The sequence below is a fragment of the Pseudaquabacterium terrae genome, assembly GCF_013266755.1.
In the GTDB taxonomy this organism is placed as follows: domain Bacteria; phylum Pseudomonadota; class Gammaproteobacteria; order Burkholderiales; family Burkholderiaceae_C; genus Pseudaquabacterium; species Pseudaquabacterium terrae.
The window spans coordinates 538,901-562,548 of record NZ_JABRWJ010000003.1 but is presented as its reverse complement, the minus strand read 5'-3'; the positions used below and the strand labels follow the sequence as shown (position 1 = coordinate 562,548).

The window sequence follows — 23,648 nt, the reverse complement described above, 5'->3', positions numbered from 1 at the left end:
CGTTCCGCCGGGGCTCCGTTCAGAACTCGAAATTCAGTCGGCCGCGAGGTGGTAGTCGGTCACGCGCTGCACCTCGTTCTTCGAGCCCAGCACGACGCTGACGCGCTCGTGCAGCTTCTCGGGCACCAGGTCGAGAATGCGCTGGCGGCCGTTGGTCGCGGCGCCGCCGGCCTGCTCGACGATGAAGGCCATCGGGTTGGCCTCGTACATCAGCCGCAGCTTGCCGGGCTTGTCGGGCTCGCGCTGGTCCCAGGGGTAGAGGAAGACGCCGCCGCGCGTCAGGATGCGGTGCACGTCGGCGACCATGCTCGCAACCCATCGCATGTTGAAGTCCTTGCCCCGCACGCCTTCCTTGCCGGCCAGGCATTCATCGATATAACGCCGAACCGGAGCGGCCCAGTGGCGCATGTTGGACATGTTGATCGCGAACTCTTTCGTGTCGTCCGGGATCGTGACCTCGCTCTGCGTCAAGACCCACGAGCCCGTCTCGCGGTCGAGCGTGAACATCGCGACGCCGGAGCCGACCGTCAGCACCAGCACCGTCTGCGGCCCGTAGACGCAGTAGCCGGCCGCGGCCTGCTGCTTGCCCGGCTGCAGGAAGTCTTCCTCGGCGACGCCGCGCGTGTGGCCGACCTTGCGCAGCACCGAGAAGATGGTGCCGATCGAGACGTTGACGTCGATGTTCGACGAGCCGTCGAGCGGGTCGAACAGCAGCAGGTATTCGCCCTGCGGATAGCGGTTCGGCACGACGTGGATCGAGTCCATCTCCTCGCTGGCCATCGCCGCCAGGTGGCCGCCCCATTCGTTGGCCTCGATCAGCACCTCGTTGGAGATGACGTCGAGCTTCTTCTGCACCTCGCCCTGCACGTTCTGCGTGCCGGCGGTACCCAGCACCTCGCCGAGCGCGCCCTTGTTGACCGAGATCGCGATGCTCTTGCAGGCGCGGGCGACGATCTCGAGCAGCAGCCGCAGCTGGCTCGGGATGTGGCCGTGCTCGCGCTGCTGCTCGACCAGGTACTGCGTCAGGCTGATGCGTTTCATGCGGCGGCGGCGAGCGGGTCGGGGGACGATTCGAGCGCCTTGGTGATGATCTCGCGCACATCCGGGCTCAGCTCGGGCTTGGCCGCGACGCGCTTGATCGCTTCGCGCGCGGCGCTGCGCAGCGGCTCGGCCAGGTGGTTCCAGCGGTCCATCGCCCGGGCGATGCGCGAGGCGATCTGCGGATTGATCGCATCGAGCTCGAGCACGCGGTCGGCCCAGTAGATGTAGCCCGCGGCATCGGCGCGGTGGAAGGCGGCCGGGTTGCCGTGGCAGAAACCGCCGATCAGGCTGCGCGCGCGGTTCGGGTTCTTCAGCGTGAAGTCCGGATGCTGCATCAGCGCCTTGACGCGGCGCAGCACCTGGCCGGCACCTTCGCCGATCGGCTCCGGCGCCATCGCCTGCAGCGAGAACCACTTGTCGATCACCAGCGCATCGTCGGCGAAGAGGGCGTGGAAGTGCGCCAGCGCGGGCTCGGCGAGCTGGGCATGCGCACCGACCAGTGCCTCGAGCGCGCCGAAGCGGTCGGTCATCTGGGCCGCGTCCTTCACGCGTTGGTAGGCGCGGCCCTGCCACACCGGATCGGCCGTCTCGACCGCATGCAGCACCAGGTTGCGCAGCGCCAGGTTGGCCAGCGCGCGGCGGCCCGATTGCTGCGCGTCGGGCCGGTAGCCTTCGCGCACCTGGTGCTGTTCCCAGGCCCAGATCCAGTCCGCGTGCAGCCGCGCGGCGAGCTGCCGGCGCATCAGCTCGCGCACGACGTGGATGCGCTGCGGATCGACGCTCGCGCATTGCTCGGCGACGTAACTTTCGCTCGGCAGCGTCAGCACGAGCTCCTTGAACGCGGCGTCGAGCGTCGGATGGCGCAGCACGGCGCGCATCGCGGCGACGAAGGCCTCGTCGAGCACCGCTTCGGCGGCGCGGTGCTCCACCGCCTGCAGCATGCGGTTCAGCGCCAGGCGCTGGCCGGCTTCCCAGCGGTTGAACGGATCGTGGTCGTGGTTCAGCAACTGCAGCAGCGCCGCGTCGTCGAGGCCGTCGCGCAGGTGCACCGGCGCCGACAGCCCGCGCAGCAGCGAGGGCACCACCTCGGCATCGATGTTGACGAAGCGGAAGGCCTGCACGCCGTCGGTCAGCACCAGCACGCGCTCGGTGCCGGTGGGTGCGTCTTCTTCCTCGAGCTGCAGCGGCAACGCGCGGCCTTCAGCGTCGACCAGGCCCATCGCGACCGGGATCACGTAGGGGTGCTTTTCGGCCTGTCCGGGCGACGGCGCGCAGGTCTGGCGCAGGGTCAGCGTGAAGGTCTGCGTCGGCGCGTCGTAGATGCCCTCGGCGTGCAGCGTCGGCGTGCCGGCCTGGGCATACCAGCGCTTGAATTGCGCCAGGTTGGCGCTGAGCGCGCTGCCTGGGTTGGCATCGGCGATCGCCTGCGCGAAGTCGTCGCAGGTCACGGCCTGGCCGTCGTGGCGCTGGAAGTACAGGTCCATGCCGCGGCGGAAGCCATCGCGGCCGACCAGCGTGGCCATCATCCGCACCACTTCGGCGCCTTTTTCGTAGACGGTGGCGGTGTAGAAGTTGTTGATCTCGACGTAGCTGTCGGGCCGCACCGGGTGGGCCATCGCGCCGGCGTCTTCGGGGAACTGCGCGGCACGCAAGCCGCGCACGTCGTCGATGCGGCGCACCGCGCGCGCCGACGGCGTGCCGGCCATGTCGGCCGAGAACTCCTGGTCGCGGTAGACCGTCAGGCCTTCCTTCAGCGACAGCTGGAACCAGTCGCGGCAGGTGATGCGGTTGCCGGTCCAGTTGTGGAAATACTCGTGGCCGACGACGCTCTCGATGCCGAAGAAATCTTGGTCGGTGGCGGTCGCCGGGCTGGCCAGAACGTACTTCGTGTTGAAGATGTTCAGGCCCTTGTTCTCCATCGCGCCCATGTTGAAGTCGCCGACGGCGACGATCATGAAGCGCTCGAGGTCGAGCGACAGGCCGAAGCGCGCTTCGTCCCAGGCCACCGAGGCCATCAGCGAGTTCATCGCATGCTCGGTCTTGTCCAAGTCGCCGCGGCGCACGTAGACCTGCAGCAGGTGATCCTTGCCGGCGCGCGTGCGGATGCGCTGCTCGCGCGCGACCAGGTCGGCGCCGACCAGCGCGAACAGGTAGCTCGGCTTCGGGAACGGGTCGTGCCACTTGGCGCAGTGGCGGCCGTGGTCGAGCTCGGTCTGCTCGACGAGGTTGCCGTTGCACAGCAGCACCGGGTACTTGTGCTTGTCGGCGCGCAGCGTCACCGTGAAGACCGCCATCACGTCGGGGCGGTCGAGGAAGTAGGTGATGCGGCGGAAGCCCTCGGCCTCGCACTGCGTGAAGAAGCCGCCGCCCGAGGTGTACAGCCCCGACAGCGCGCTGTTCTTCTCGGGCGCTATGGCGTTGCGGATCTCGAGCGTGAAGCTGTCGGGGGCCGGCGGGTTGTCGATCACCAGCTGGCCGGGCTCGTGGCGGAACGAGACGCTGTCGCCGTCGGCCAGCACGCGCAGCAGCGTGAGCTCTTCGCCGTCGAGCTTGAGCGCCTGGCCTTGCGGCGCGTTCGGGTTGCGCTCGATGCGCAGCTTGCTGGTGACGATGGTCTTCGCCGGATCGAGGTCGAACGTCAGGTCGACCGTGCGGATCCAGAACGCCGGGGCCTGGTAGTCCTCGCGGCGGATCACGGTGGCGGGTCCTTCACGCATGGGTTGGTCTCCAGTTTTTTTCTTACAGGCCTTGCTTCAGGCTGGCCTGGATGAAGGGATCGAGATCGCCGTCCAGCACTTTCTGCGTATTCGAGATCTCGACGTTGGTGCGCAGATCCTTGATGCGGCTCTGGTCGAGCACGTAGCTGCGGATCTGGTGGCCCCAGCCGACGTCGGTCTTCGAGTCCTCGAGCTTCTGCTGCTCGGCCATCTGCTTGCGCATCTCGTGCTCATAGAGCCGTGAGCGCAGCATCTGCCAGGCCTCGTCGCGGTTGCGGTGCTGCGAACGGTCGTTCTGGCACTGCACGACGATGCCGGTGGGGATGTGCGTCAGCCGCACCGCCGAATCGGTCTTGTTGATGTGCTGGCCGCCGGCGCCCGAGGCGCGGAAGGTGTCGGTGCGCACGTCGGCCGGGTTGATCTCGATCTCGATCGAGTCGTCGACCTCGGGGTAGACGAACAGGCTGGCGAACGAGGTGTGCCGGCCGCCCGACGAATCGAACGGGCTCTTGCGCACCAGGCGGTGCACGCCGGTCTCGGTGCGCAGGTGGCCGAAGGCGTAGTCGCCCTCGACCTTCAGCGTCGCCGAGCGGATGCCGGCGACGTCGCCCTCGGTCTCTTCCATCACCTCGGCCTTGAAGCCCTTGCGCTCGCAGTACTTCAGGTACTGGCGCAGCAGCATGCTGGCCCAGTCGCAGGCTTCGGTGCCGCCGGCGCCGGCCTGGATGTCGATGAAGCAGTTCGACGGATCGGCCGGGTTGCTGAACATGCGGCGGAACTCGAGCTGCTCGACGGTTTCTCGCAGCTTGTTGGCCTCGTCCTCGATCGCCTTCAGCCCGTCGAAGTCCTCGTCGGCCTTCGACATCTCGTACAGCTCGGTGTTGTCGGACAGGTTGCTGGCCAGGTGGTCGATGGTCTCGACCACGGTCTCCAGCGTCTTCTTCTCGCGGCCCAGTTCCTGGGCCCGCTTGGGTTCGTTCCAGACGCTCGGGTTCTCGAGCGCGGCATTGACTTCGTTCAACCGCAGGGATTTGCGATCGTAGTCAAAGATACCCCCGGAGCTGCTCGGTACGGGCGCTCAGATCGGCGAGCAGCGAGCCGATGGCGTTGACACGTTCGATGTCCATGATGGTCTTGTCGGAGAAAGCGGGCATTTTGGCATGGGGCCCACGCCTGTCCTGCGGGGCCGCCGCGGGCCTCGCTGCGACTCTCGCTGCGGCCTCGCCGCGTTAGGCATCTAGGGTTTGTCCGGGGCGGCTTTGTTGCCCTCGCGGGTCAGGATCGTCAGACCGGTGTAAGCCACCGGCGACGAAAGTTCGACCCTGGACACCGATGGGCAAGACCATACTCATTGCCGACGACGAGCCCAGCATCGTCGTCTCGCTCGAGTACTTGCTCGAACAGGCGGGCTATCAGGTCAGGATTGCGCGGGACGGACAGGAAGCGCTGACGGCGGCGCAAACCCATCGCCCGGACCTCATGCTGCTCGACGTGATGCTGCCGCTGATGAACGGCTTCGACGTGTGCCGCGAGATCCGCGGCACGCCGGCATTGCAGGGCACGCGCATCGTGATGCTGACGGCGAAAGGACGCGACATCGAGATCAACAAAGGCTTGGCGCTCGGCGCCGATGCCTACGTCACCAAGCCGTTCTCGACGCGTGAGCTGATGGCCACGATCGCCAGGCTGCTGGAAGGGTAAGAACGCAGGAGAGTCTCCATCGTCTCGATCGGACCGGCGGCCCGTCGCTCGCCGACAAACCTGAGGAGAGGTTGCATGTCTAACGGAACGGCCAGAACGGCCACCGCGGTGGGCACACCGCAGCAACAGGGCATGACCAAGGACGAGCGACGCGTGATCTTCGCGTCGTCGCTCGGCACCGTCTTCGAGTGGTACGACTTCTACCTGTACGGCTCGCTGGCGCCGATCATCAGCAAGCAGTTCTTCGCCGGCGTCAACGAGACCACCGCGTTCATCTTCGCGCTGCTGGCCTTTGCGGCCGGCTTTGCGGTGCGGCCCTTCGGCGCGATCATCTTCGGCCGCCTCGGCGACATGATCGGCCGCAAGTACACCTTCCTGATCACGATCCTGATCATGGGCGTGTCCACCGCGATCGTCGGCATGCTGCCGGCCTACGCGGCCATCGGCGTCGCCGCGCCGATCATCCTGATCGTGCTGCGGCTGTTGCAGGGCCTGGCGCTCGGCGGCGAGTACGGCGGCGCCGCCACCTACGTGGCCGAGCACGCACCACAGGGCAAGCGGGGCTACTACACCAGCTACATCCAGACCACGGCGACGCTCGGGCTCTTCCTGTCGCTGCTGGTGATCCTGGGCTGTCGCCTCGCGATGGGGCCGGCCTTCGACGACTGGGGCTGGCGCATCCCGTTCCTGCTGTCGATCCTGCTGCTGGCGATCTCGGTCTACATCCGTCTGCAGCTCAACGAGTCGCCGGTGTTCAAGAAAATGAAGGAAGAGGGCAAGGCCTCGCGCGCGCCGCTGACCGAATCGTTCCTGCGCTGGCCGAACCTGAAGATCGTGATCCTGATCCTGCTCGGCGGCACGGCCGGCCAGGCGGTGGTCTGGTACACGGGCCAGTTCTACGCGCTGTTCTTCATGCTGCAGACCCTGAAGGTCGACGGCACGACCGCCAACCTGCTGATCGCCGGCTCGCTGGCCATCGGCACGCCGTTCTTCCTGGTCTTCGGCTGGCTGTCCGACAAGATCGGCCGCAAGCCGATCATCATGCTCGGCTGCCTGATCGCCGCGGCAACCTACTTCCCGATCTTCAAGGCGCTGACGCAGTACGCCAACCCGGCGATCTTCGAGGCGCAGGCGAAGAATCCGGTCACCATCGTCGCCGACCCGGCACAGTGCTCGTTCCAGTTCGACCCGGTCGGCAAGGCCAGATTCACCAGCTCCTGCGACATCGCCAAGAGCGCGATGGCCAAGCGCGCGATCAACTACACCAACGAGGTGGCGCCGGCCGGCACGGCGGCGACGATCAAGATCGGCCCGACGATCATCCCGGCCTTCGAGGGCACCAGCCTGCCGCCGGCCGATTTCAAGACGCAGTTCGCCACCTTCGACAAGACGGTGACCGAGGCCGTCAAGACCGCCGGCTACCCGACCAAGGCCGATCCGGCGAAGATCAACATTCCGATGGTGCTGCTGCTGCTGACGATCCTCGTCATCTACGTGACGATGGTCTACGGCCCGATCGCCGCCTGGCTGGTCGAACTGTTCCCGACGCGCATCCGCTACACCTCGATGTCGCTGCCGTATCACATCGGCAACGGCTGGTTCGGCGGTTTCCTGCCGACGACGGCCTTCGCGATGGTGGCGGCCACCGGCGACATCTACTATGGCCTGTGGTACCCGATCGTGGTGGCGCTGATGACGGCGGTGCTGGGCACCTTCTTCCTGCCCGAGACCAAGGACCGCGACATTCACGCCTGAGCGGCACTGACAGCGCGGCGGGCTGCGCGCATGATGATCCCCTGCGACCTTCGGCCGCAGGGGATCGATGCCTTCATGAAGCTGGCCCTTTTCGCGGACATCCACAGCAACCTCGAGGCGCTCAGCGCCTGCCTGGACCATGCCCGGCAGCAGGGCGCCGATCGGCATGCCTTCCTGGGCGACCTGGTCGGCTACGGCGCGGATCCCGGCGCGGTGCTCGAGCTGGTCGAGCAGCACGTGGCGCAGGGCGCGGTGGCGGTGCTCGGCAACCATGACGCGGCGGTGCTCGGCCGGCCGGTCGAACCGATGACCGCCAGTGCGCAGGCGGCGATCGAATGGACGCGCGCGGTCTTGAGCGCGCGCCAGCGCAGCTTCCTCGACGGCCTGCCGATGATCGTGCGCGAGGACCCGATCACCTTCGTGCATGCCAGCGCCGTCGCGCCCGAGCAGTGGGACTACGTCAGCAGCCCGCTGCAGGCCCAGGCCAGCATGCGTGCGGCCGGCACCACTTACCTCTTCTGCGGCCATGTGCACGAGCCGGTGCTGTACTACATCGGTGCCGGCGGGCGGCCGATGCCGTTCCAGCCGGTGCCCGGCAGCGCCATCCCGATCGGGCCGCATCGCCAGTGGCTGGCGATCGTCGGCTCGGCGGGGCAGCCGCGCGATGGCAACTACGAGGCCTGCTACGCGCTGCTCGACCTGCCGCGCGCCCGGCTGACCTTCTTCCGCGTTCCGTACGACGTCGCTACCGCCGCCGCGAAGGTGCGCGCGGCCGGCCTGCCCGAGCGGCTGGCGCTGCGGCTCGAGAACGGTGGCTAACACCGTGCTGGCGCGGCCCAAGGCCGGCGACGAGATCGACGGCTTCCGCCTCGGCGAGAAGATCCATACCGGCGGCATGGCGGTGATCCACCGGCTGGTCGGCCCCCACGGGCCGCTGCCGCTGGTCATCAAGATCCCGCGGCTGGGCATCGGCGAGTCGGCGACGAACGTCATCAGCTTCGAGGTCGAGCGTCTGGTGCTGGGCGTGCTGTCCGGCCCGCACGTGCCGCGGCTGATCTGCACCGGCGATGTCGAGACCTGCCCGTACCTGGTGATGGAGTACCTGGACGGCCCATCGCTGGAGGACTGGATCGCGCGCACGCCGCTGCCGCCGCAGGAGGTGGCGCGGCTGGGCGCGGCGGTGGCGCTGGCGCTGTACGAGCTGCACCAGCAGGACGTCGTGCACCTGGATCTCAAGCCGGCCAACGTGATGTACCGGGCCGACGGCAGCGCGGTGCTGATCGATCTGGGCCTCGCCCACCACAGCCGCTTCCCCGACCTGCTGGCCGAGGAGTTCCGCTTCCCCGTCGGCAACCGGCCCTACATGTCGCCGGAACAGATCCTCGGCGTGCGCTGCGATCCGCGCAGCGACATCTTCGCGCTCGGCGTGATGCTCTACGAGCTGACGACCGGCCGCCTGCCGTTCGGCATGCCGACGACGACGTCGGCGCTGCGCCAGCGCCTGTACCGCGACCCGACGCCGCCGCGGGCGCTGCTGCGCGAGACGCCGCCGTGGCTGCAGGAGATCGTGCTGCGCTGCCTGGAGGTCGAAGCGGCGCAGCGTTACGCGTCGGCCGCCCAGGTGGCCTTCGACCTGTCGAATCACGACCAGGTGGCGATCACCGAGCGCGGCGAGCGGCTGCAGCGCGCCGGTTGGCGCCGCCGCCTGCGCCGCTGGCTGTGGGCGACGGGCTTCGAGCCCGGGCCGTGCCCGCCGGCATCGGTGCAGGTCAACGTCGCACCGATCGTCGTCGTGGCGATCGCCACCTGGCTGACCAACGAAGCGCTGTTCGAGGCACTGCGCGACGCCGTGCGCCGGCTGATCGCGGCGCAGAACCAGTGCCGCATCGCCTGCGTCACCGTGACGCCGCCGGAACCGGCGCTCGGCGCCGAGCGCCCCGAGAACTCGGCCACCGGCCTGCACATCAAGCACCTGGTGCAGCTGCGCCACTGGGCCAAGCCGCTGCAGCTGCCGGAGGAGCGGGTGACCTTTCACGTCATCGAGTCCGGCAACCCGGCCGCGGCGCTGATCGAGTACGCACGCGCCAACAAGGTCGACCAGATCCTCGTCGGTGCGCCCGCGCGTGGCCTGGTGCGGCTGCGTGGCGGCGTTGCAGCGCAGGTCTTCAGCGAAGCACCGTGCAGTGTCACCGTCGTGCGCGTGCGGCCGGCGGACGAGAGCCCGGTGGAGTGAGCGTGGCGACGGGACAATGACTCAGGGTTAGCCCGGCTGGCCTCGCGCCGGGGCTCGCCCGCAAGCTCGCGCCCACTGGAGACCTTCAAGCCCATGCCCGTCGCCGACAAGCCCCGCACCTACTGGTCCAGGAACCTGCGCATCATCGGCATCCTGCTGGCGATCTGGTTCTTCGTGACCTTCGTGTTCGGCTACTTCGCGGGCGAGCTGAACTTCAGCTTCTTCGGCTGGCCGTTCAGCTTCTGGGTCGCGTCGCAGGGGGCGCTGATCGTCTACTGCCTGATCATCTGGTACTACGCCAGCTACATGAGCAAGCTGGACAAGGAATACGGCGTCGCCGAGGACGACTAGATGAGCACCCACCGGCTGATCAAGGCGCAGCGGCTGGTGGCCTTGTTCGTGTTCGGCTGCCTGATGTTCAGCTACCCGCTGCTGTCGCTGTTCAACGTCGGCGGCACGGTGCTCGGCATCCCGCTGCTGTACGCCTACCTGTTCGCCGTCTGGGCGCTGCTGATCGTCTTGATGATCCTCGCCGTCGAGCGCGGCAGCTGAGCCGGAAACCAGGACATGCTGCTCGGTGGCGTGATCCTGCTGATCTCGTTCGCCTACCTCGGCGTGCTGTTCGCGATCGCCTACTACGGCGACAAGCGCGCCGACTCAGGCCGCTCGATCATCGCCAACCCGACGATCTACGCGCTGTCGATGGCCGTCTACGCCACGTCGTGGACCTTCTACGGCAGCGTCGGGCGGGCCGCGGCCAACGGCGTCGGTTTCCTGCCGATCTACCTCGGGCCGACCTTGATGGCCGCGCTGTTCTGGCTGGTGCTGCGCAAGATGATCCGCATCAGCAAGGTGCACCGCATCACGTCGATCGCCGACTTCATCGCCGCGCGCTACGGCAAGAGCAGCCTGCTCGGCGGGCTGGTCACGGTGATCGCGGTGGTCGGCATCATTCCGTACATCGCGCTGCAGCTGAAGGCGGTGTCGACGAGCTTCCTGATCCTGCTGCAGTACCCGGCGGTGGTGATGCCGGCCAAGGGCCAGGCGGTCGGCATCCTGGCCGACACCGCGCTCTACGTCGCGCTGCTGCTGGGCGCCTTCACGCTGCTGTTCGGCACCCGCCACCTCGACGCCACCGAGCGCCACGAGGGCATGGTCGCGGCGATCGCCTTCGAATCGGTGGTCAAGCTGTGCGCCTTCCTCGCCGTCGGCCTGTTCGTCACCTTCGGCCTCTACGACGGCTTCGCCGACCTGTTCGCGCGCGCGGCGCAATTGCCGCAGGCCGAACAGCTGCTGCGGCTGTCGGGCTCGGCCGGCAGCTACGGCTCGTGGGCCTCGCTGGTCTTCCTGTCGATGTTGTCGATCCTGTTCCTGCCGCGCCAATTCCAGATCAGCGTGGTCGAGAACGTCAACGAGAACCACCTGACGAAGGCGATCTGGCTCTTCCCCGCCTACCTGCTGGCGATCAACATCTTCGTGCTGCCGATCACCTTCGCCGGCCTGATGCACTTTCCGCCCGGCTTAGTCGATGCCGACACCTTCGTGCTGACCCTGCCGATGGCGCACGGCCGCGAGGCCTTGACGCTGCTGGTCTTCATCGGCGGGCTGTCGGCGGCCACCGGCATGGTGATCGTCGAGACGATCGCGCTGTCGACGATGATCTGCAACGACCTGGTGATGCCGGTGCTGCTGCGCTGGAAGGCGCTGGCGCTGTCGAAGCAGCGCGACCTGTCGGGGCTGCTGCTGGCGATCCGCCGCGGCGCGATCGTGCTGCTGATGATGCTCGGCTACGTCTACTACCGCGCCGCCGGCGAAGCCTATGCGCTGGTGTCGATCGGCCTGGTGTCCTTCGCCGCGGTGGCGCAGTTCGCGCCGGCGCTGCTGGGCGGCATGTACTGGAAGCAGGGCACGCATGCCGGTGCGCTGACCGGGCTGACGGCGGGCTTCGCGCTGTGGGCCTACACGCTGCTGCTGCCCTCGTTCGCGAAATCCGACTGGCTGCCGATCTCCTTCATCGAACAAGGCCCGTTCGGCATCGCGCTGCTGAAGCCCACCGCGCTGTTCGGCCTCGCCGGGCTCGACGACATCAGCCACGCGCTGTTCTGGAGCATGCTGGCCAACGTCGGCGGTTATGTCGCGGTGTCGCTGCTCGGCCGCCAGAGCATCCGCGACCATGCGCAGGCGCTGCTGTTCGTCGATGTCTTCAAGGTCGCCGGCCGCGGCTCGAGCCTGTGGCGCGGCAGCGCATCGATCGAGGAGGTCATCACGCTGGTCGGCCGCTTCATCGGCCCCGAGCGCGCCGAGGCCGACTTCGCCGACTACGCGCAGCGGCGCGGCCGCAAGTCTGCGCGCGACCTGGTGCCCGATGCCGACCTGGTGCACTTCGCGCAGAACCTGCTCGCCGGCGCGATCGGCGCCGCGTCGGCGCGCGTGATGCTGGCTTCGGTGGTGCAGGAAGAGCCGCTGTCGATGGACGAGGTGCTCGACATCCTCGACGAGGCCTCGCAGGTGATGGCCTACAGCCGCCAGGTCGAGCAGCAGGCGCGCGAGCTGCAGGCGGCCAGCGCCGAGCTGCGGGCCGCCAACGCGCGGCTGCAGGAGCTCGACCGCATGAAGGACGACTTCATCTCGACCGTCACGCACGAGCTGCGCACGCCGCTGACCTCGATCCGCGCCTTCTCCGAGATCCTGCACAACGACCCGCGGCTGGAGCTCGAGAAGCGGCGCCAGTTCATCGCCATCATCGTGCGCGAAAGCGAGCGCCTGACGCGCATGATCAACCAGGTGCTCGACCTGGCGAAGCTCGAAGCCGGCCAGGCCGAATGGCACCCGGCCGAGGTCGACCTGAAGGAGGTGATCGAGGACGCGGCGTCGACGACCAGCCAGCTGCTCGAGGAGCAGCGCGTCGAGCTGCAGCTCGATCTGCCCGCCGAGGTGCCGCGCGTGCATGCCGACCGCGACCGGCTGCTGCAGGTGATGCTGAACCTGCTGTCCAACGCGGCGAAGTTCTGCGACCGCGCGGCCGGCCGCGTCGCCATCCGGCTGCAGGTGCTGCCGCAGGCGCTGCAGGTCGACGTGGTCGACAACGGCGCCGGCATCGCCGGTGCCGACCAGGACACGATCTTCGAGAAGTTCCGCCAGGTCGGCGACACCTTGACCGGCAAGCCACAAGGCACCGGGCTGGGCCTGCCGATCAGCCGCCAGATCGTCGAGCACTTCGGCGGCCGGCTGTGGGTCGCCAGCACGCCCGGCGCGGGCTCGACGTTCAGCTTCACGGTGCCGCGCGAGCGGCCCGGCGGCGAGGTGGCGGCGGAGGGTGCGGCGTAGGACGGCGGCGCGTCAGGCGCGCCAGAACTTCTCGATCACCGCGGCGAGCGCTTCAGGCTGGTCGTGGTGCAGCATGTGGCCGGCGTCGTCGATCACCGCGCGCTCGAGCGTCGGCACGACAGCCAGGCGGGCATCGAACTCGGCGCGCGGATAGCGGCCGGCCCAGGCACTCGCGATCCGCGTCTCGCGGCCTTCGACCCACAGCACCGGCGCGGCGATGCGCCGCCACATCGCCACGGCTTCGGCCGCGCGGTAGGGCACGGGATTGATGCGCTTGTGCGCCGCGTCGGCGCGCAGCTGCCAGCGGCCATCGGCGGCGGGCGCGGCCCAGTGCGTCGCGAGCCACTCGGCATGTTCGGGTGACAGCCGCGGATTGCTCTTGCGCAGGCGCTCGGCGACCGCCGCGGCGCTGTCGTAGTCGCGCAGCATCGCCGGAGCCTTCAATTCGTCGAGCCAGCGCACGAGCCGCGCCGGTGCGTCGTCGGCCGGCACATCGGGCAGGCCGAAACCTTCGAGGTTGATCAGCCGCCGCACGCGCTGCGGGCGCACGCCGGCATAGGCCATCACGACGTTGCCGCCCATGCTGTGGCCGAGCAGGTCGACCGGCAGCTCGGGCGACACCGCGTCGAGCAGCGCGTCGAGGTCGCCGAGATAGTCGGGAAACCAGTAGGCGTCGGCGGCGGGCGCTGCGGTCTGGCCGAAGCCGCGCCAGTCGGCCGCCAGCACCGGCCGCACCGGATCGAGCCCGTCGACGACGAACTGGAACGAGGCGCCCAGGTCCATCCAGCCGTGCATCAGCACGCGCAGCGGACGATCGGGCGTCACCTGCTGCAGATCGCCCCACAGCAACGCGTGATGGCGCAGGCCGCGCAGAGGAAACCAGAGGCTGCGCGCGGCGCGCTTCGGCAAGTAGGGCGAGGTCATCGGGCGACTCTAGCGAATGTGGCCCCCACGTCGCTGCGCTCCTGCCCCCCGAGGGGGCGCAGCCGCCTTGGGGCGGGCCGGCGGCGGCGCCCGCCGGAACTGCGCTGGCACGGTGCCAGAATGCCCGCATGGCTTCCTTTTCTCTGCGTGCGGCGCTGCCGCAGGACGTGCCGGCGATCGTCGGCCTGATCACCGAGCTCGCCGAATTCGAGCACCTGACGCACCTGCTGCAGGTGACGCCCGAGTCGCTCGAGCCGCACCTGTTCGGCCACAAGCCGGCGGCCGAAGCGTGGGTCGCGACCGTCGGTGACACGGTGATCGGCTTCGCGCTGTGCTTCACCAATTTCTCGACCTTCCTCGCCAAGCCCGGGCTGTACCTCGAGGACTTGTACATTCAACCGGCCTACCGCAACCTCGGGATCGGCCGCGCGCTGCTGTCGATGCTCGCCGCGGTGGCGGTCGGGCGCGGTTATGGCCGCTTCGAGTGGTGCGTGCTCGACTGGAACGAGAACGCGATCCGCTTTTACGAGAAGCTGGGCGCGACGCTGCTGCCCGATTGGCGCCTGTGCCGCGTCACCGGCGACGCGCTGCTGAACTTTGGCGACGCCACGCCACCATGACGGTCGACGATCGCTACGCTGAGCTGCACGCCGGCTTTCGCTGGCAGGTGCCGGCGCAGTTCAACATCGCCGAGGCCTGCTGCACACGCTGGGCGCGTTCGCAGCCCGATGCGATCGCCATCCGCTGGCAGCACGAGGACGGCGCGACTGCCAGCCACAGCTACCGCGCGCTGCACGAGGCCGCCGACCGGCTGGCCGCGGGCTTGCGCCGGCTCGGCGTCGCGCGCGGCGACCGAGTGGCGATCGTGATGCCGCAGCGCTTCGAGACGGCGGCCGCCCACATGGCCGTCTATCGGCTGGGGGCGGTCGCGATGCCGCTGTCGATGCTGTTCGGGCCCGATGCGCTGGCCTACCGGCTGCAGCACAGCGAGGCCAAGGTCGCGCTGGTCGACGAGAGCGGCATCGAATCACTGCTTGCCGCGCGCGAATCGTGCCCGACGCTGCAGCACGTGGTCGCCGCCGGCGCCGCGGCCGGGCGGGGAAACATCGACTGGGCCACGCTGCTCGCCGAGTCCGGCGGCGCGTTCGACGCCGTCACGACCAGCGCCGACGACCCCGCCGTGCTGATCTACACCAGCGGCACCACCGGCCCGCCGAAGGGCGCGCTGATCCCCCACCGCGCGCTGATCGGCAACCTGAGCGGCTTCGTCTGCAGCCACAACTGGTTCCCCTCGGTCGAGCCTCCGGCAAGCGAGGCCGTGTTCTGGAGCCCGGCGGACTGGGCCTGGACCGGCGGCTTGATGGATGCGCTGCTGCCGTCGCTCTACTTCGGCCGCACCATCGTCGCCTACCAGGGCCGCTTCCTGCCCGACACCGCCTACGCGCTGATGGCGCGTTATCACGTCACGCACACCTTCCTGTTCCCGACCGCGCTGAAGGCGATGATGAAGGCGGTGCCGGAACCGCGCGCGCAGTACGCACTGTCGTTGCAGTCGATCATGAGCGCCGGCGAGGCGGTCGGCGACGCGGTGTTCGCCTACTGTCGCGACCAGCTCGGCATCACCGTCAACGAGATGTTCGGCCAGACCGAGATCAACTACGTGGTCGGCAATTGCGGCCGCTCGCTCGATGCCCGCGGCCGCCCCACTGCCGGCTGGCCGGCGCGTCCCGGCAGCATGGGCCGCGCCTATCCCGGCCACCGCATCGCGGTGCTCGACGACGACGGCCAAGAGTGCCCACGCGGCACGCCGGGCGACGTGGCGGTGCATCGGCGCGATAGCCATGGCGACCTCGACCCGGTGTTCTTCCTCGGCTACTGGAAGAATGCCGACGCGACGCGCGCGAAGTTCACCGGCGACCCGGACAACAGCTGGTGCCGCACCGGCGACACCGCGATCATGGACGACGGCGGCTACCTCTGGTACCAGGGCCGCAGCGACGACATCTTCAAGGCCGCCGGCTACCGCATCGGTCCCAGCGAGGTCGAGAACTGCCTCGTCAAGCACCCGGCGGTGGCCAATGCCGCGGTGGTGCCCAAGCCCGATGCCGCGCGCGGCGCGGTGGTCAAGGCCTATGTCGTGCTGGCGCCCGGATTCAGCGGCGATGCCGCGCTGATCGATGCGCTGCAGCAGCACGTCAAGGGCCGGCTCGCGCCCTACGAGTACCCGAAGGACATCGAGTTCATCGAGGCCTTGCCGATGACCACCACCGGCAAGGTGCAGCGGCGCGTGCTGCGGCTGCAGGAAGAGCAGCGCGCGCGTGACGCCGCGCAGATCCCGAACCCCAACTGACTGCCGGAGCCGACCGAATGAGCCCGCTGATCTCCGCCGCCGAACTGAAGGCGCTGCTGGCGACGTCCCCCGACGTGCTGGTCTGCGACTGCAGCTTCGACCTGACCGAGCCGCAAGCCGGCGCGCGCGCCTTCGCGGCGGCCCATGTGCCGGGCGCCGTGTACGTGCACGTCGACAAGGATCTGTCGGCGGCGAAAACGGGTCTCAACGGCCGCCATCCGCTGCCCGAGCGGGCGTGGTTCGCCGCGCGCATGGCCGAGCTCGGCGTCAACCAAAGCACATGGGTGATCGCCTGCGACAACGCGGGCGGCATGTACGCCGCGCGGCTGTGGTGGATGCTGCGCTGGATCGGCCATGCCGGGGTGCGCGTGCTCGATGGCGGCGTGCCCGCCTGGCGCGCGGCCGGCGGCGAGATGGAGAGTGGCGCGGCGGTGGCGCGCCCGGCCGGCGACCTGGCACTGCGGCCCTCGCTGGTCGAGATGGTCGACTTCGCCGAGCTGCGCTCGACGCTCGGCCGCGGCCGGCGGCTGATCGTCGATGCGCGCGCGGCCGATCGTTTCCGCGGCGAGAACGAGACGCTCGACCCGGTTGCCGGTCACATTCCCGGCGCGGCCAACCGCTTCTTCCGCGACAACCTGGGCGCCGACGGCGCCTTCAAGCCGGCCGCGCAGCTGCGCGCGGAATGGCTGGAGGTGATGGCCGGCCGCGCGCCGACCGACCTGGTGCAGCACTGCGGGTCCGGTGTCACCGGCTGCCACAACCTGCTGGCGATGGAGGCGGCGGGCTTGAGTGGCGCGCGGCTCTATCCCGGCTCGTGGAGCGAGTGGTGCGCGCAGCCTGGGGCGCCGGTGGCCATCGGGAGCTGATTCGGCAGCGGGTCGCTCAGCAGCGATCGATCAGGCGCGGCGTGGGCCGCGCACCTTGGCTCATAGGATCCAGTTCGGCATTGCGCGCCGGCCGGGCGATCACGCAATCGCGGCCGCGCCTGAACGTGCGGCTGCCGTCGGGCAGGGCGCTCTCGTGCAGCGTCTGGTCGGTGCCGAGCGCGCGTGCCAAACGCTCATCACTGCTGACCGGGGCGTGGATGCGCGCATCGTCGCGCGCGAGGGCGGCCGGTGTGCGGCTGCTGCCCGGCCGCCAGCGCAGATCCAATGGGGCCGAAGCGGGCGCCGAGGCGGGCTGCGCGGCCGCGACGGTGGGTTCGGCCGGCAGCGTGATCGCCTCCGGCGCGGTGTGCGCCGCTGCCGGAAAGGCCGGGGCTTGCGGCGGACGCCCGGATTCCCGCGCGCGCGCTGTGTTCGGTCGCGTCGGCGCCGGTGGGGGTGCAGGGTCCGGCAGCAGGCGCAGCCACACGGCCGCCGCCGCGATGACGGACGCGCCGCGCTGCTGCGGCTTCGTCGCCTCGAACACGAACCAGCCGAGCGCCAGGTGCAAAGCCAATACCAGACCCATCAGCCGGCGCGCCGGCCGTCGTGACAACGCGGACCTCATACCTCGTCGTCGCCGGGCCGGTATTCGAGCAGGTCACCGGGCTGGCACTGCAGCACCTCGCAGATGCGGGCCAGCGTCTCGAAGCGCACGCCGCGCACCTTGCCGCTCTTCAGCAGCGAGATGTTCTGCTCGGTGATGCCGACGGCTTCGGCCAGCTCACGCGAGCGCATCTTGCGCCGCGCCAGCATCAGGTCGAGGTTGACGATGATCGGCATCTGCGCGGCCCGCTCAGACGAAGCTTTCGTTCTCTTCGGCCAGCCGCACCGCATCGGCCATCACCGCGGCGATCGCCAGCAGCACCGCGCCGCACAGGATCGCGATGTAGTCGTTCCACGACAGCGTCAGCACCAGCATGCGCTGGCCGGGTGGGTTGCCCAACGTCAGCGCGACGCCGACGGCCGCGCGCAGCAAGGGCGCCAGCAGCGCCGAAGCGAGCATCACGGCCGCGAAGCCACGCAGGTGGCGCTGCGCGTCGAGCCCGAACACGCGGCCGGCCTTGTACTCGCCGAACAGCCGCCACAGGTGCCACAGCCCGTACAGGCCGAGCAGCACCGACGGCAGGCTGACCGTGGCGCCGATCAGCAGCGCGCGCTCGTCGATGACCATCGGGTGGTCGCCGATGCCGGACATCACCGGCGCCGCGGCGCGCACCCAGTCCGGCGTCAGCCAGAACATCGCCGGCACCAGCACCAAGGCCACGCCGCCCAGCACCGCGAGCAGGCGCACGAAACCGATCAGGAAACGCAGGCCCCGTGTCGGGAGATGATTGTTTTGCGGCATGAATTTAATGTAAAACAGTAAACATTTGCCGTCAACCGATCAGTCAACCCTCGGCGCCGTTGCATCACACGGCGCTGGCACACTCGCCGCTTCGGCCTTTCATCGACGAGCGGAGGACAGACAGCGTGATCGACAGCATCGAACTGGGTGGCAGCGGTTTGCGGGTGGGCAAGGTCTGCCTGGGCACGATGACCTTCGGCGAGCAGGTCGACGAGCCGACCGCGTTCGCCATCCTCGACCGCGCGCTCGAGCGCGGGGTCGACTTCATCGACACCGCGGAGATGTATTCGGTGCCGGCGCGGCGCGAGACCTTCGGCGCGACCGAGACCATCATCGGCCGCTGGTTCGCGGCGCGCCCGGGTGCACGACAGAAGATCGTGCTGGCGACCAAGATCGCGGGCCCGGCGCGCGGCATGGACTGGATCCGCGGCGGCAGCCCGGACCTGACGCCCGAGCACATCGTGCAGGCCTGCAACGACAGCCTGAAGCGCCTGCAGACGGAAGCCATCGACCTCTACCAGCTCCACTGGCCGGCGCGCAACGTGCCGATGTTCGGCGGGCTGTATTTCGACCCGGCGAACGAGCGCAGCGTCACCGGCATCCTCGAGCAGTTGCAGCCCTTCGATGGCTTGATCCGCGCCGGCAAGGTGCGCGCGATCGGGCTGTCGAACGAGACGCCGTGGGGCGTCACCGAGTTCGTGCGCATCGCCGAGGCCAACGGCCTGCCGCGCATCGCGACGGTGCAGAACCCGTACGCGCTGGTCAACCGCGTCGTCGACAACGGGCTCGACGAGGTGCTGTTCCGCAGCGGCGTCGGCTTGCTCGCCTATTCGCCGCTCGGCTTCGGCAGCCTGACCGGCAAGTACGACGACGGCGGACCCGATCCCGCGCAGCCCGCGCTCGGCCGCCTGGCGCGCTTCGACAGCATGCGGCGCCAGCGCTGGGCGCGGCCGGAGACGTTGAATGCCGCGCGCCGCTACAACGCGCTGGCGCGCGAGCACGGGCTCACGCCGACGCAGCTGGCGCTCGCCTTCTGCTACCGCAGCTGGCGCGTTGCCAGCACGATCCTCGGCGTCACCAGCGTCGCGCAGCTCGACGAGGACCTGGACGCGTGGAGCGTGCAGCTGGCGCCGGAAGTGCTCACCGCGATCGACCGCATCCGCTGGGAGATCCGCGACCCGGCGCAGTGACTTCCTGATGGCCAAGAAAGACAAACACGTCAGCGAAACCCCGGCGACGCAGGCGCTGCGCCGCGCCGGCGTCGAATTCACCGAGCACGTCTACGACTACGTCGAGCACGGCGGCACGGCCGAGTCGGCGCGCCAGCTCGGCGTGCCGGAGAACGAGGTGGTCAAGACGCTGGTGATGCAGAACGAGCGCGCCGAGCCGCTGATCGTGCTGATGCACGGCGACAAGCAGGTCAGCACGAAGAACCTGGCGCGAGCGATCGGCGCGAAGAGCGTGGAGCCGTGCAAGCCCGAGGTCGCGCAGCGCCACAGCGGTTACCTGGTCGGCGGCACCTCGCCGTTCGGCACGCGCAAGGCGATGCCGGTGTATGTCGAGGCCAGCGTGCTCGAGTTGCCGCGCATCCTGATCAACGGCGGCCGGCGCGGATTCCTGATCGGCATCGCGCCACTTGTCTTGACAAGTACCCTCGGCGCGCTATCGGTGCACTGCGCGCTGTGATTCAATCCCCCCAGGGAGACGAGCGCACGCAGCCACAGGAGGTGCGATGTCTGTCCGCGACCGCCACGACGATGCGCTGCACGTGCTGGCGCGCGAGAACCAGACCCTGCTCGACACCGTGCTGGTCGGCATCGTCTTCGTGCGCGAGCGCATCATGCTGCGCTGCAATCGGCGCTTCGAGGAGATCTTCGGCTACGCGCCGAACGAGCTCGACGGCCGCTCGACACGCGTGCTGTATCCCGACGACGAAGGCTTCGACTACGGCGGCTCGCCCTACGGTGCGCTGGCCAAGGGCCTGACGCACCAGCGTGAGCAGATCCTCGCGCGCAAGGACGGCAGTACCTTCTGGTGCCGGCTCTACGGCCGCGCGATGGATGCCGCGCAGCCGCAGCTCGGCTCGGTGTGGCTGTTCGAGGATGTCTCCGAGCGCAAGGCCGAGGAGCTCGCGGTGCGCGGCCTGTTGCTCGAGCAGCAGGCGATCCTCGACAACGCATCGGCCGGCATCGTGTTCCTGAAGGACCGCGTGGTGCAGCGCTGCAACCGGCGCTTCGCCGAGATGCTGGGCTACACGCCCGAGGAGCTGCTGCAGTGCGGCACGCGCTTCATGTACCCGTCGGACGCGGCCTGGCGCGAGGCCGCGCACGTCTACCCGGTGCTGGCGCGCGGCGAATCGCATGCGCGCGAGGAGCCGCTGCTGCACCGCGACGGCACGCAGCTGTGGTGCCGCCTGACCGGCCGCGCCGTCGACCGCGCGCACCCCGAGCTCGAATCGGTGTGGCTGATCGAGGACGTCACCGAGCAGCGTGCCGCGCGCGAGGACCTGGAGCTGCGCGTGCGCGAGCGCACCGCCGAGCTGGCGCACACCAACCAGCGGCTGCTCGCCGAGATGGCCGAGCGCGAACAGGTCGAGAACCGGGTCCGGCATCTCGCGAACCACGATGAGCTGACCGGCCTGCCGAACCGCCGCCTGCTGCTGGACCGGCTGGCGCAGGCGCTGGCACTGGCGCGCCGCGCCAACGAACAGCTGGCGGTGATGTTCCTCGACCTCGACCGCTTCAAGACGATCAACGATTCGCTCGGCCACCCGGTCGGCGATGCGCTGCTGCGCGGCGTCGCGCAGCGCATCGTCGGCATCGTGCGCGAGGGCGACACGGTGTCGCGCATCGGCGGCGACGAGTTCGTGATCCTGCTGCCGCGCATCGAGTCGGAGACGCAGGCGGCCTTCGTCGCCGGCAAGGTGATGGAAACGCTGGCGCAGCCGCTGCGCCTCGAAGGGCACGAGCTGCACGTCACCGCGAGCATCGGCATCGCGCTGTTCCCGAGCGATGGCGAGACGCCCGAGACGCTGCTGCGCAACGCCGACTCGGCGATGTACCACGCCAAGGACGCCGGGCGCGACAACCACCAGTTCTTCGCGGCGCAGATGAACGTCACCGCGCAGCAGCGGCTGGAGCTGGAGAACGACCTGCACCATGCGCTGCAGCGCGCCGAGCTGTTCCTGCACTACCAGCCGCGCATCGACCTCGCCCGCGGCCGCATGGTCGGCGTCGAGGCGCTGCTGCGCTGGCTGCATCCGCGGCGCGGCGTGATCCATCCCGGCGGCTTCATCGCGCTGGCCGAGGAGACCGGCCTGATCGTGCGCCTGGGCGAATGGGTGCTGCGCGAGGTCTGCCGCCAGATCCTGGAATGGCAGCGCCAGGGGCTGCCGGCGTTCCCGGTGGCGGTGAACCTGTCGCCGCGCCAGTTCGGCCAGCGCCACATTGCCGAGCGCATCGGCGAGATCCTGCTCGAGACCGGCGTGTCCTCGTCGCTGATCGAGCTGGAGATCACCGAGACCTCGCTGATGCAGCACACCGAGCAGACGCTGGGCACGCTGTCGCGGCTGCACAAGATGGGCCTGCGGCTGGCGATCGACGACTTCGGCATCGGCTACTCGAGTCTGAGCTACCTGAAGCGCTTTCCGGTCGACCAGCTGAAGATCGACCAGTCCTTCGTGCGCGACATCGGCGTCGACCCGACCAATGCGGCGATCGTCGCGGCGATCGCGACGCTGGCGCACAACCTGAAGCTCGCGGTGGTGGCCGAAGGTGTCGAGACGCACGAGCAGCTCGATGCGGTGCGCACGGCCGGCTGCGGCCAGGCGCAGGGCTTCCTGTTCAGCCGGCCGGTTGGAGCCGAGCACGTGCCGGCGCTCGCGCTGCGGCGCTGGAGCGCCGACGCGCGCTGAAGCAGTCTTCAGTGGCTCCAGTGCCGGCGCAGCCGGTGCACGAACCAGGTCACCGCGGCCACCACCGGCACCACCGACAGGCCGACCACCGCATCGGTCGGCAGGTGCAGCGCCTCGAAGGCCGGCAGCGTCTTCGCACCCTTGGCCAGGTAACCGATCAGCCCGAGCGCGTAGTAGCTGATCGCCACCACCGACAGGCCCTCGACCGTCTGCTGCAGCTGCAGCTGCTGCTTCTGGCGCTGCGCCAGCGCGCGCAGCAGCTCCTGGTTGCCCTCTTCGCGCCGCACCTCGATGCGGATCCGGGCCAGGCTGGTGGCGCGGTTGATGCGCTCGCCCAGGTCGGTGAGCCGGCCGTCGGTGCTCTCGCACAGCGCCATCGCCGGCGCGAAGCGGCGCGACAGGAAGCCCGACAGCGTCTGCACGCCGCTGATGCGCTGCTCGCGCAGGTCGGACAGCCGGCGCTCGACGATCGCGTGGTAGGCGCGCGTGGCCGAGAAGCGGTAGCGCGTGCGCGCGGTGCCGTGCTCGACCTCGGCCGCCAGCTTGGTCAGCGTCTCGAAGGCCTGCGCATCGTCGTGGCTGACGTCGTTGGCCATCGCGTCGACGGTGCCCTGCAGCGTGCGCTCCAGCTCCGCCAGCAGCGCCGACTCGCGCTGCGCGACCGGGAAGCCCTGCATCGCCAGCATCCGGTAGGCCTCGATCTCGCACAGCCGCTGCGCCTCGCGCGCGGCCTGGTCGTGCGGCAGGCCGAAGTCGAGCACGATGAAGCGGGTGAAGCCGTCGCGGCCCAGGCGCAGGTGCGTCAGCAGCGCGCCGCGCCGCGCATCGCCGATGAACGCGCCCATCAGCGGCGCCGCGTCGTCACTGCCGGCGGGGCCGGCCTGCGCGGCCAGCAGCGCCTGGCAGCGCCGCAGCATGTCGTCGCTGTCGTGGGCCTGCAGCATCACGACGTGCGCCGCAGCCAGCATGTGGCCACCGTCTGGCGCGGTGAGCTGCGCGACGAAGGCATCGGGCAGCTCGGTCAGCGCGCTGGCCTCCTGCATCAGCGTGCGCAGCGTCTGGTCGTCGGTGGCCTCGGGCAGGCCGACCAGCGGCCGGTTGACCTGCCAGCTGACGAATTCGCCGTGGCGCTCGAACTTCAGCGTGTAGGGCGGCGCCTGCACCACCTGATGGCGCACGCCCGGTGCCGGTGCGGGCAGCCCGAGGCTCAGGCACAGCGCGCTCAGGGCGCCGTCGGCGCGTTCGGGCGCCATCTCCGTGTGCACCCAGTACGAGACCACGCACGGCGGCCGCGCTGCCAGCGCCGGGCGGGCATGCAGCTCCTGGTGCAGTTCGAGGTCGGTGCGGGCGGGGAAGGGCAGGCCGGTGTGGTGCGTCGGGTCCATCGGGTGGTCTGAATGCGGCAGCGCGGATTGT

General features: G+C 69.4%; 21 protein-coding genes. 13 read left to right on the top strand and 8 right to left on the bottom strand.

All coding sequences use genetic code 11. From position 1 onward, the window contains the following. Nucleotides 1–33 precede the first annotated feature (33 nt). The 3 genes from HLB44_RS11640 to prfB form a co-directional block, all read right to left on the bottom strand. Nucleotides 34–1,041 (bottom strand): class 1 fructose-bisphosphatase, encoded by a 1,008-nt coding sequence (locus HLB44_RS11640; RefSeq protein ID WP_173122738.1) that lies wholly within the window; start codon nucleotides 1,039–1,041, stop codon nucleotides 34–36. Next, nucleotides 1,038–3,758 (bottom strand): aminopeptidase N, encoded by a 2,721-nt coding sequence (pepN, locus tag HLB44_RS11635; RefSeq protein ID WP_173122737.1) that lies wholly within the window; start codon nucleotides 3,756–3,758, stop codon nucleotides 1,038–1,040. The genes HLB44_RS11640 and pepN overlap by 4 nt, the downstream gene beginning before the upstream one ends. 22 nt (nucleotides 3,759–3,780) lie before the next feature. Continuing rightward, nucleotides 3,781–4,885 (bottom strand): peptide chain release factor 2 gene (gene prfB / locus HLB44_RS11630; protein ID WP_173122736.1). Its coding sequence is split into 2 segments (ribosomal slippage): nucleotides 3,781–4,803 and nucleotides 4,805–4,885, totalling 1,104 coding nucleotides; the frame shifts between segments, so codons are not numbered across the junction. Between the two features lie 205 nt (nucleotides 4,886–5,090). On the opposite strand from prfB, the gene HLB44_RS11625 reads away from it, so the two are divergent. From HLB44_RS11625 to HLB44_RS11595, 7 genes are all read left to right on the top strand, one after another. Beyond that, entirely contained in the window at nucleotides 5,091–5,459 is a 369-nt protein-coding gene (locus tag HLB44_RS11625) for a response regulator transcription factor (protein ID WP_173122735.1), read from the top strand. Between the two features lie 132 nt (nucleotides 5,460–5,591). Next, nucleotides 5,592–7,214: an MFS transporter gene (locus HLB44_RS11620; protein ID WP_217283642.1), complete on the top strand. Its 1,623-nt coding sequence runs from the start codon at nucleotides 5,592–5,594 to the stop codon at nucleotides 7,212–7,214. A 75-nt stretch (nucleotides 7,215–7,289) separates the two neighbouring features. Further along, nucleotides 7,290–8,033, top strand: a complete 744-nt coding sequence (locus tag HLB44_RS11615; protein ID WP_173122733.1) for a metallophosphoesterase family protein — start codon at nucleotides 7,290–7,292, stop codon at nucleotides 8,031–8,033. Continuing rightward, nucleotides 8,026–9,447 (top strand): protein kinase domain-containing protein, encoded by a 1,422-nt coding sequence (locus HLB44_RS11610; RefSeq protein ID WP_343051295.1) that lies wholly within the window; start codon nucleotides 8,026–8,028, stop codon nucleotides 9,445–9,447. Before HLB44_RS11615 ends, HLB44_RS11610 begins: the two co-directional genes overlap by 8 nt. Nucleotides 9,448–9,540: 93 nt before the next feature. Next, nucleotides 9,541–9,798, top strand: coding sequence for a DUF4212 domain-containing protein (locus HLB44_RS11605; protein ID WP_173122732.1), 258 nt, complete (start codon nucleotides 9,541–9,543; stop codon nucleotides 9,796–9,798). Next, nucleotides 9,799–9,999, top strand: a complete 201-nt coding sequence (locus HLB44_RS11600) for a hypothetical protein (RefSeq protein WP_173122731.1) — start codon at nucleotides 9,799–9,801, stop codon at nucleotides 9,997–9,999. A gap of 15 nt (nucleotides 10,000–10,014) precedes the next feature. Then, complete coding sequence (locus tag HLB44_RS11595) at nucleotides 10,015–12,774, top strand: sensor histidine kinase (protein ID WP_173122730.1); 2,760 nt, start codon at nucleotides 10,015–10,017, stop codon at nucleotides 12,772–12,774. Nucleotides 12,775–12,786: 12 nt separating this feature from the next. Here the strand turns inward: HLB44_RS11595 and HLB44_RS11590 are convergent, their stop codons facing one another. After that, a complete protein-coding gene (locus tag HLB44_RS11590; protein ID WP_173122729.1) occupies nucleotides 12,787–13,698 on the bottom strand; it encodes an alpha/beta fold hydrolase in 912 nt (303 codons plus the stop codon). A 128-nt stretch (nucleotides 13,699–13,826) separates the two neighbouring features. Here HLB44_RS11590 and HLB44_RS11585 point away from each other — a divergent pair, with 128 nt between their 5' ends. The 3 genes from HLB44_RS11585 to HLB44_RS11575 are packed head-to-tail and all read left to right on the top strand — an operon-like array spanning nucleotide 13,827 to nucleotide 16,914. Continuing rightward, nucleotides 13,827–14,318: a GNAT family N-acetyltransferase gene (locus HLB44_RS11585; protein ID WP_173122728.1), complete on the top strand. Its 492-nt coding sequence runs from the start codon at nucleotides 13,827–13,829 to the stop codon at nucleotides 14,316–14,318. Continuing rightward, nucleotides 14,315–16,048: an acetate--CoA ligase gene (locus HLB44_RS11580; protein ID WP_173122727.1), complete on the top strand. Its 1,734-nt coding sequence runs from the start codon at nucleotides 14,315–14,317 to the stop codon at nucleotides 16,046–16,048. The genes HLB44_RS11585 and HLB44_RS11580 overlap by 4 nt, the downstream gene beginning before the upstream one ends. A 17-nt stretch (nucleotides 16,049–16,065) precedes the next feature. Next, nucleotides 16,066–16,914 (top strand): sulfurtransferase, encoded by an 849-nt coding sequence (locus tag HLB44_RS11575; RefSeq protein WP_173122726.1) that lies wholly within the window; start codon nucleotides 16,066–16,068, stop codon nucleotides 16,912–16,914. Between the two features lie 16 nt (nucleotides 16,915–16,930). Here HLB44_RS11575 and HLB44_RS11570 read toward each other — a convergent pair whose 3' ends face one another. Genes HLB44_RS11570 through HLB44_RS11560 form a run of 3 tightly spaced genes read right to left on the bottom strand, consistent with a single transcriptional unit; the run spans nucleotide 16,931 to nucleotide 18,319 of the window. Further along, nucleotides 16,931–17,527: a hypothetical protein gene (locus tag HLB44_RS11570; RefSeq protein WP_173122725.1), complete on the bottom strand. Its 597-nt coding sequence runs from the start codon at nucleotides 17,525–17,527 to the stop codon at nucleotides 16,931–16,933. A gap of 8 nt (nucleotides 17,528–17,535) precedes the next feature. Further along, complete coding sequence (locus HLB44_RS11565) at nucleotides 17,536–17,754, bottom strand: helix-turn-helix domain-containing protein (protein ID WP_173122724.1); 219 nt, start codon at nucleotides 17,752–17,754, stop codon at nucleotides 17,536–17,538. A 13-nt stretch (nucleotides 17,755–17,767) separates the two neighbouring features. Next, nucleotides 17,768–18,319: a DUF2975 domain-containing protein gene (locus tag HLB44_RS11560; protein WP_173122723.1), complete on the bottom strand. Its 552-nt coding sequence runs from the start codon at nucleotides 18,317–18,319 to the stop codon at nucleotides 17,768–17,770. Between the two features lie 188 nt (nucleotides 18,320–18,507). On the opposite strand from HLB44_RS11560, the gene HLB44_RS11555 reads away from it, so the two are divergent. The 3 genes from HLB44_RS11555 to HLB44_RS11545 are packed head-to-tail and all read left to right on the top strand — an operon-like array spanning nucleotide 18,508 to nucleotide 22,232. Continuing rightward, nucleotides 18,508–19,509, top strand: coding sequence for an aldo/keto reductase (locus tag HLB44_RS11555; protein WP_217283641.1), 1,002 nt, complete (start codon nucleotides 18,508–18,510; stop codon nucleotides 19,507–19,509). 7 nt (nucleotides 19,510–19,516) lie between these two features. Next, nucleotides 19,517–20,005: a Cys-tRNA(Pro) deacylase gene (gene ybaK / locus HLB44_RS11550; RefSeq protein ID WP_173122722.1), complete on the top strand. Its 489-nt coding sequence runs from the start codon at nucleotides 19,517–19,519 to the stop codon at nucleotides 20,003–20,005. A gap of 46 nt (nucleotides 20,006–20,051) precedes the next feature. Further along, the gene (locus tag HLB44_RS11545; protein ID WP_173122721.1) at nucleotides 20,052–22,232 is read left to right on the top strand and encodes a putative bifunctional diguanylate cyclase/phosphodiesterase; all 2,181 of its coding nucleotides are present in this window, start codon (nucleotides 20,052–20,054) and stop codon (nucleotides 22,230–22,232) included. Between the two features lie 8 nt (nucleotides 22,233–22,240). Here HLB44_RS11545 and HLB44_RS11540 read toward each other — a convergent pair whose 3' ends face one another. After that, entirely contained in the window at nucleotides 22,241–23,617 is a 1,377-nt protein-coding gene (locus tag HLB44_RS11540) for a DUF3422 domain-containing protein (protein WP_173122720.1), read from the bottom strand. Nucleotides 23,618–23,648: the final 31 nt, after the last annotated feature.

What these genes read in the sequence shown, in the direction of transcription:
- HLB44_RS11555 (WP_217283641.1), top strand. Translation starts at nt 18,508, where the DNA reads ATGACCTTCGGCGAGCAGGTCGACGAGCCGACCGCGTTCGCCATCCTC.
- HLB44_RS11595 (WP_173122730.1), top strand. Translation starts at nt 10,015, where the DNA reads ATGCTGCTCGGTGGCGTGATCCTGCTGATCTCGTTCGCCTACCTCGGC.
- HLB44_RS11575 (WP_173122726.1), top strand. Translation starts at nt 16,066, where the DNA reads ATGAGCCCGCTGATCTCCGCCGCCGAACTGAAGGCGCTGCTGGCGACG.
- HLB44_RS11615 (WP_173122733.1), top strand. Translation starts at nt 7,290, where the DNA reads ATGAAGCTGGCCCTTTTCGCGGACATCCACAGCAACCTCGAGGCGCTC.
- HLB44_RS11625 (WP_173122735.1), top strand. Translation starts at nt 5,091, where the DNA reads ATGGGCAAGACCATACTCATTGCCGACGACGAGCCCAGCATCGTCGTC.
- HLB44_RS11565 (WP_173122724.1), bottom strand. Translation starts at nt 17,754, where the DNA reads ATGCCGATCATCGTCAACCTCGACCTGATGCTGGCGCGGCGCAAGATG.
- HLB44_RS11585 (WP_173122728.1), top strand. Translation starts at nt 13,827, where the DNA reads ATGGCTTCCTTTTCTCTGCGTGCGGCGCTGCCGCAGGACGTGCCGGCG.
- HLB44_RS11540 (WP_173122720.1), bottom strand. Translation starts at nt 23,617, where the DNA reads ATGGACCCGACGCACCACACCGGCCTGCCCTTCCCCGCCCGCACCGAC.
- HLB44_RS11600 (WP_173122731.1), top strand. Translation starts at nt 9,799, where the DNA reads ATGAGCACCCACCGGCTGATCAAGGCGCAGCGGCTGGTGGCCTTGTTC.
- ybaK (WP_173122722.1), top strand. Translation starts at nt 19,517, where the DNA reads ATGGCCAAGAAAGACAAACACGTCAGCGAAACCCCGGCGACGCAGGCG.
- HLB44_RS11590 (WP_173122729.1), bottom strand. Translation starts at nt 13,698, where the DNA reads ATGACCTCGCCCTACTTGCCGAAGCGCGCCGCGCGCAGCCTCTGGTTT.
- HLB44_RS11560 (WP_173122723.1), bottom strand. Translation starts at nt 18,319, where the DNA reads ATGCCGCAAAACAATCATCTCCCGACACGGGGCCTGCGTTTCCTGATC.
- HLB44_RS11640 (WP_173122738.1), bottom strand. Translation starts at nt 1,041, where the DNA reads ATGAAACGCATCAGCCTGACGCAGTACCTGGTCGAGCAGCAGCGCGAG.
- HLB44_RS11620 (WP_217283642.1), top strand. Translation starts at nt 5,592, where the DNA reads ATGACCAAGGACGAGCGACGCGTGATCTTCGCGTCGTCGCTCGGCACC.
- HLB44_RS11545 (WP_173122721.1), top strand. Translation starts at nt 20,052, where the DNA reads ATGTCTGTCCGCGACCGCCACGACGATGCGCTGCACGTGCTGGCGCGC.
- pepN (WP_173122737.1), bottom strand. Translation starts at nt 3,758, where the DNA reads ATGCGTGAAGGACCCGCCACCGTGATCCGCCGCGAGGACTACCAGGCC.
- HLB44_RS11580 (WP_173122727.1), top strand. Translation starts at nt 14,315, where the DNA reads ATGACGGTCGACGATCGCTACGCTGAGCTGCACGCCGGCTTTCGCTGG.
- HLB44_RS11605 (WP_173122732.1), top strand. Translation starts at nt 9,541, where the DNA reads ATGCCCGTCGCCGACAAGCCCCGCACCTACTGGTCCAGGAACCTGCGC.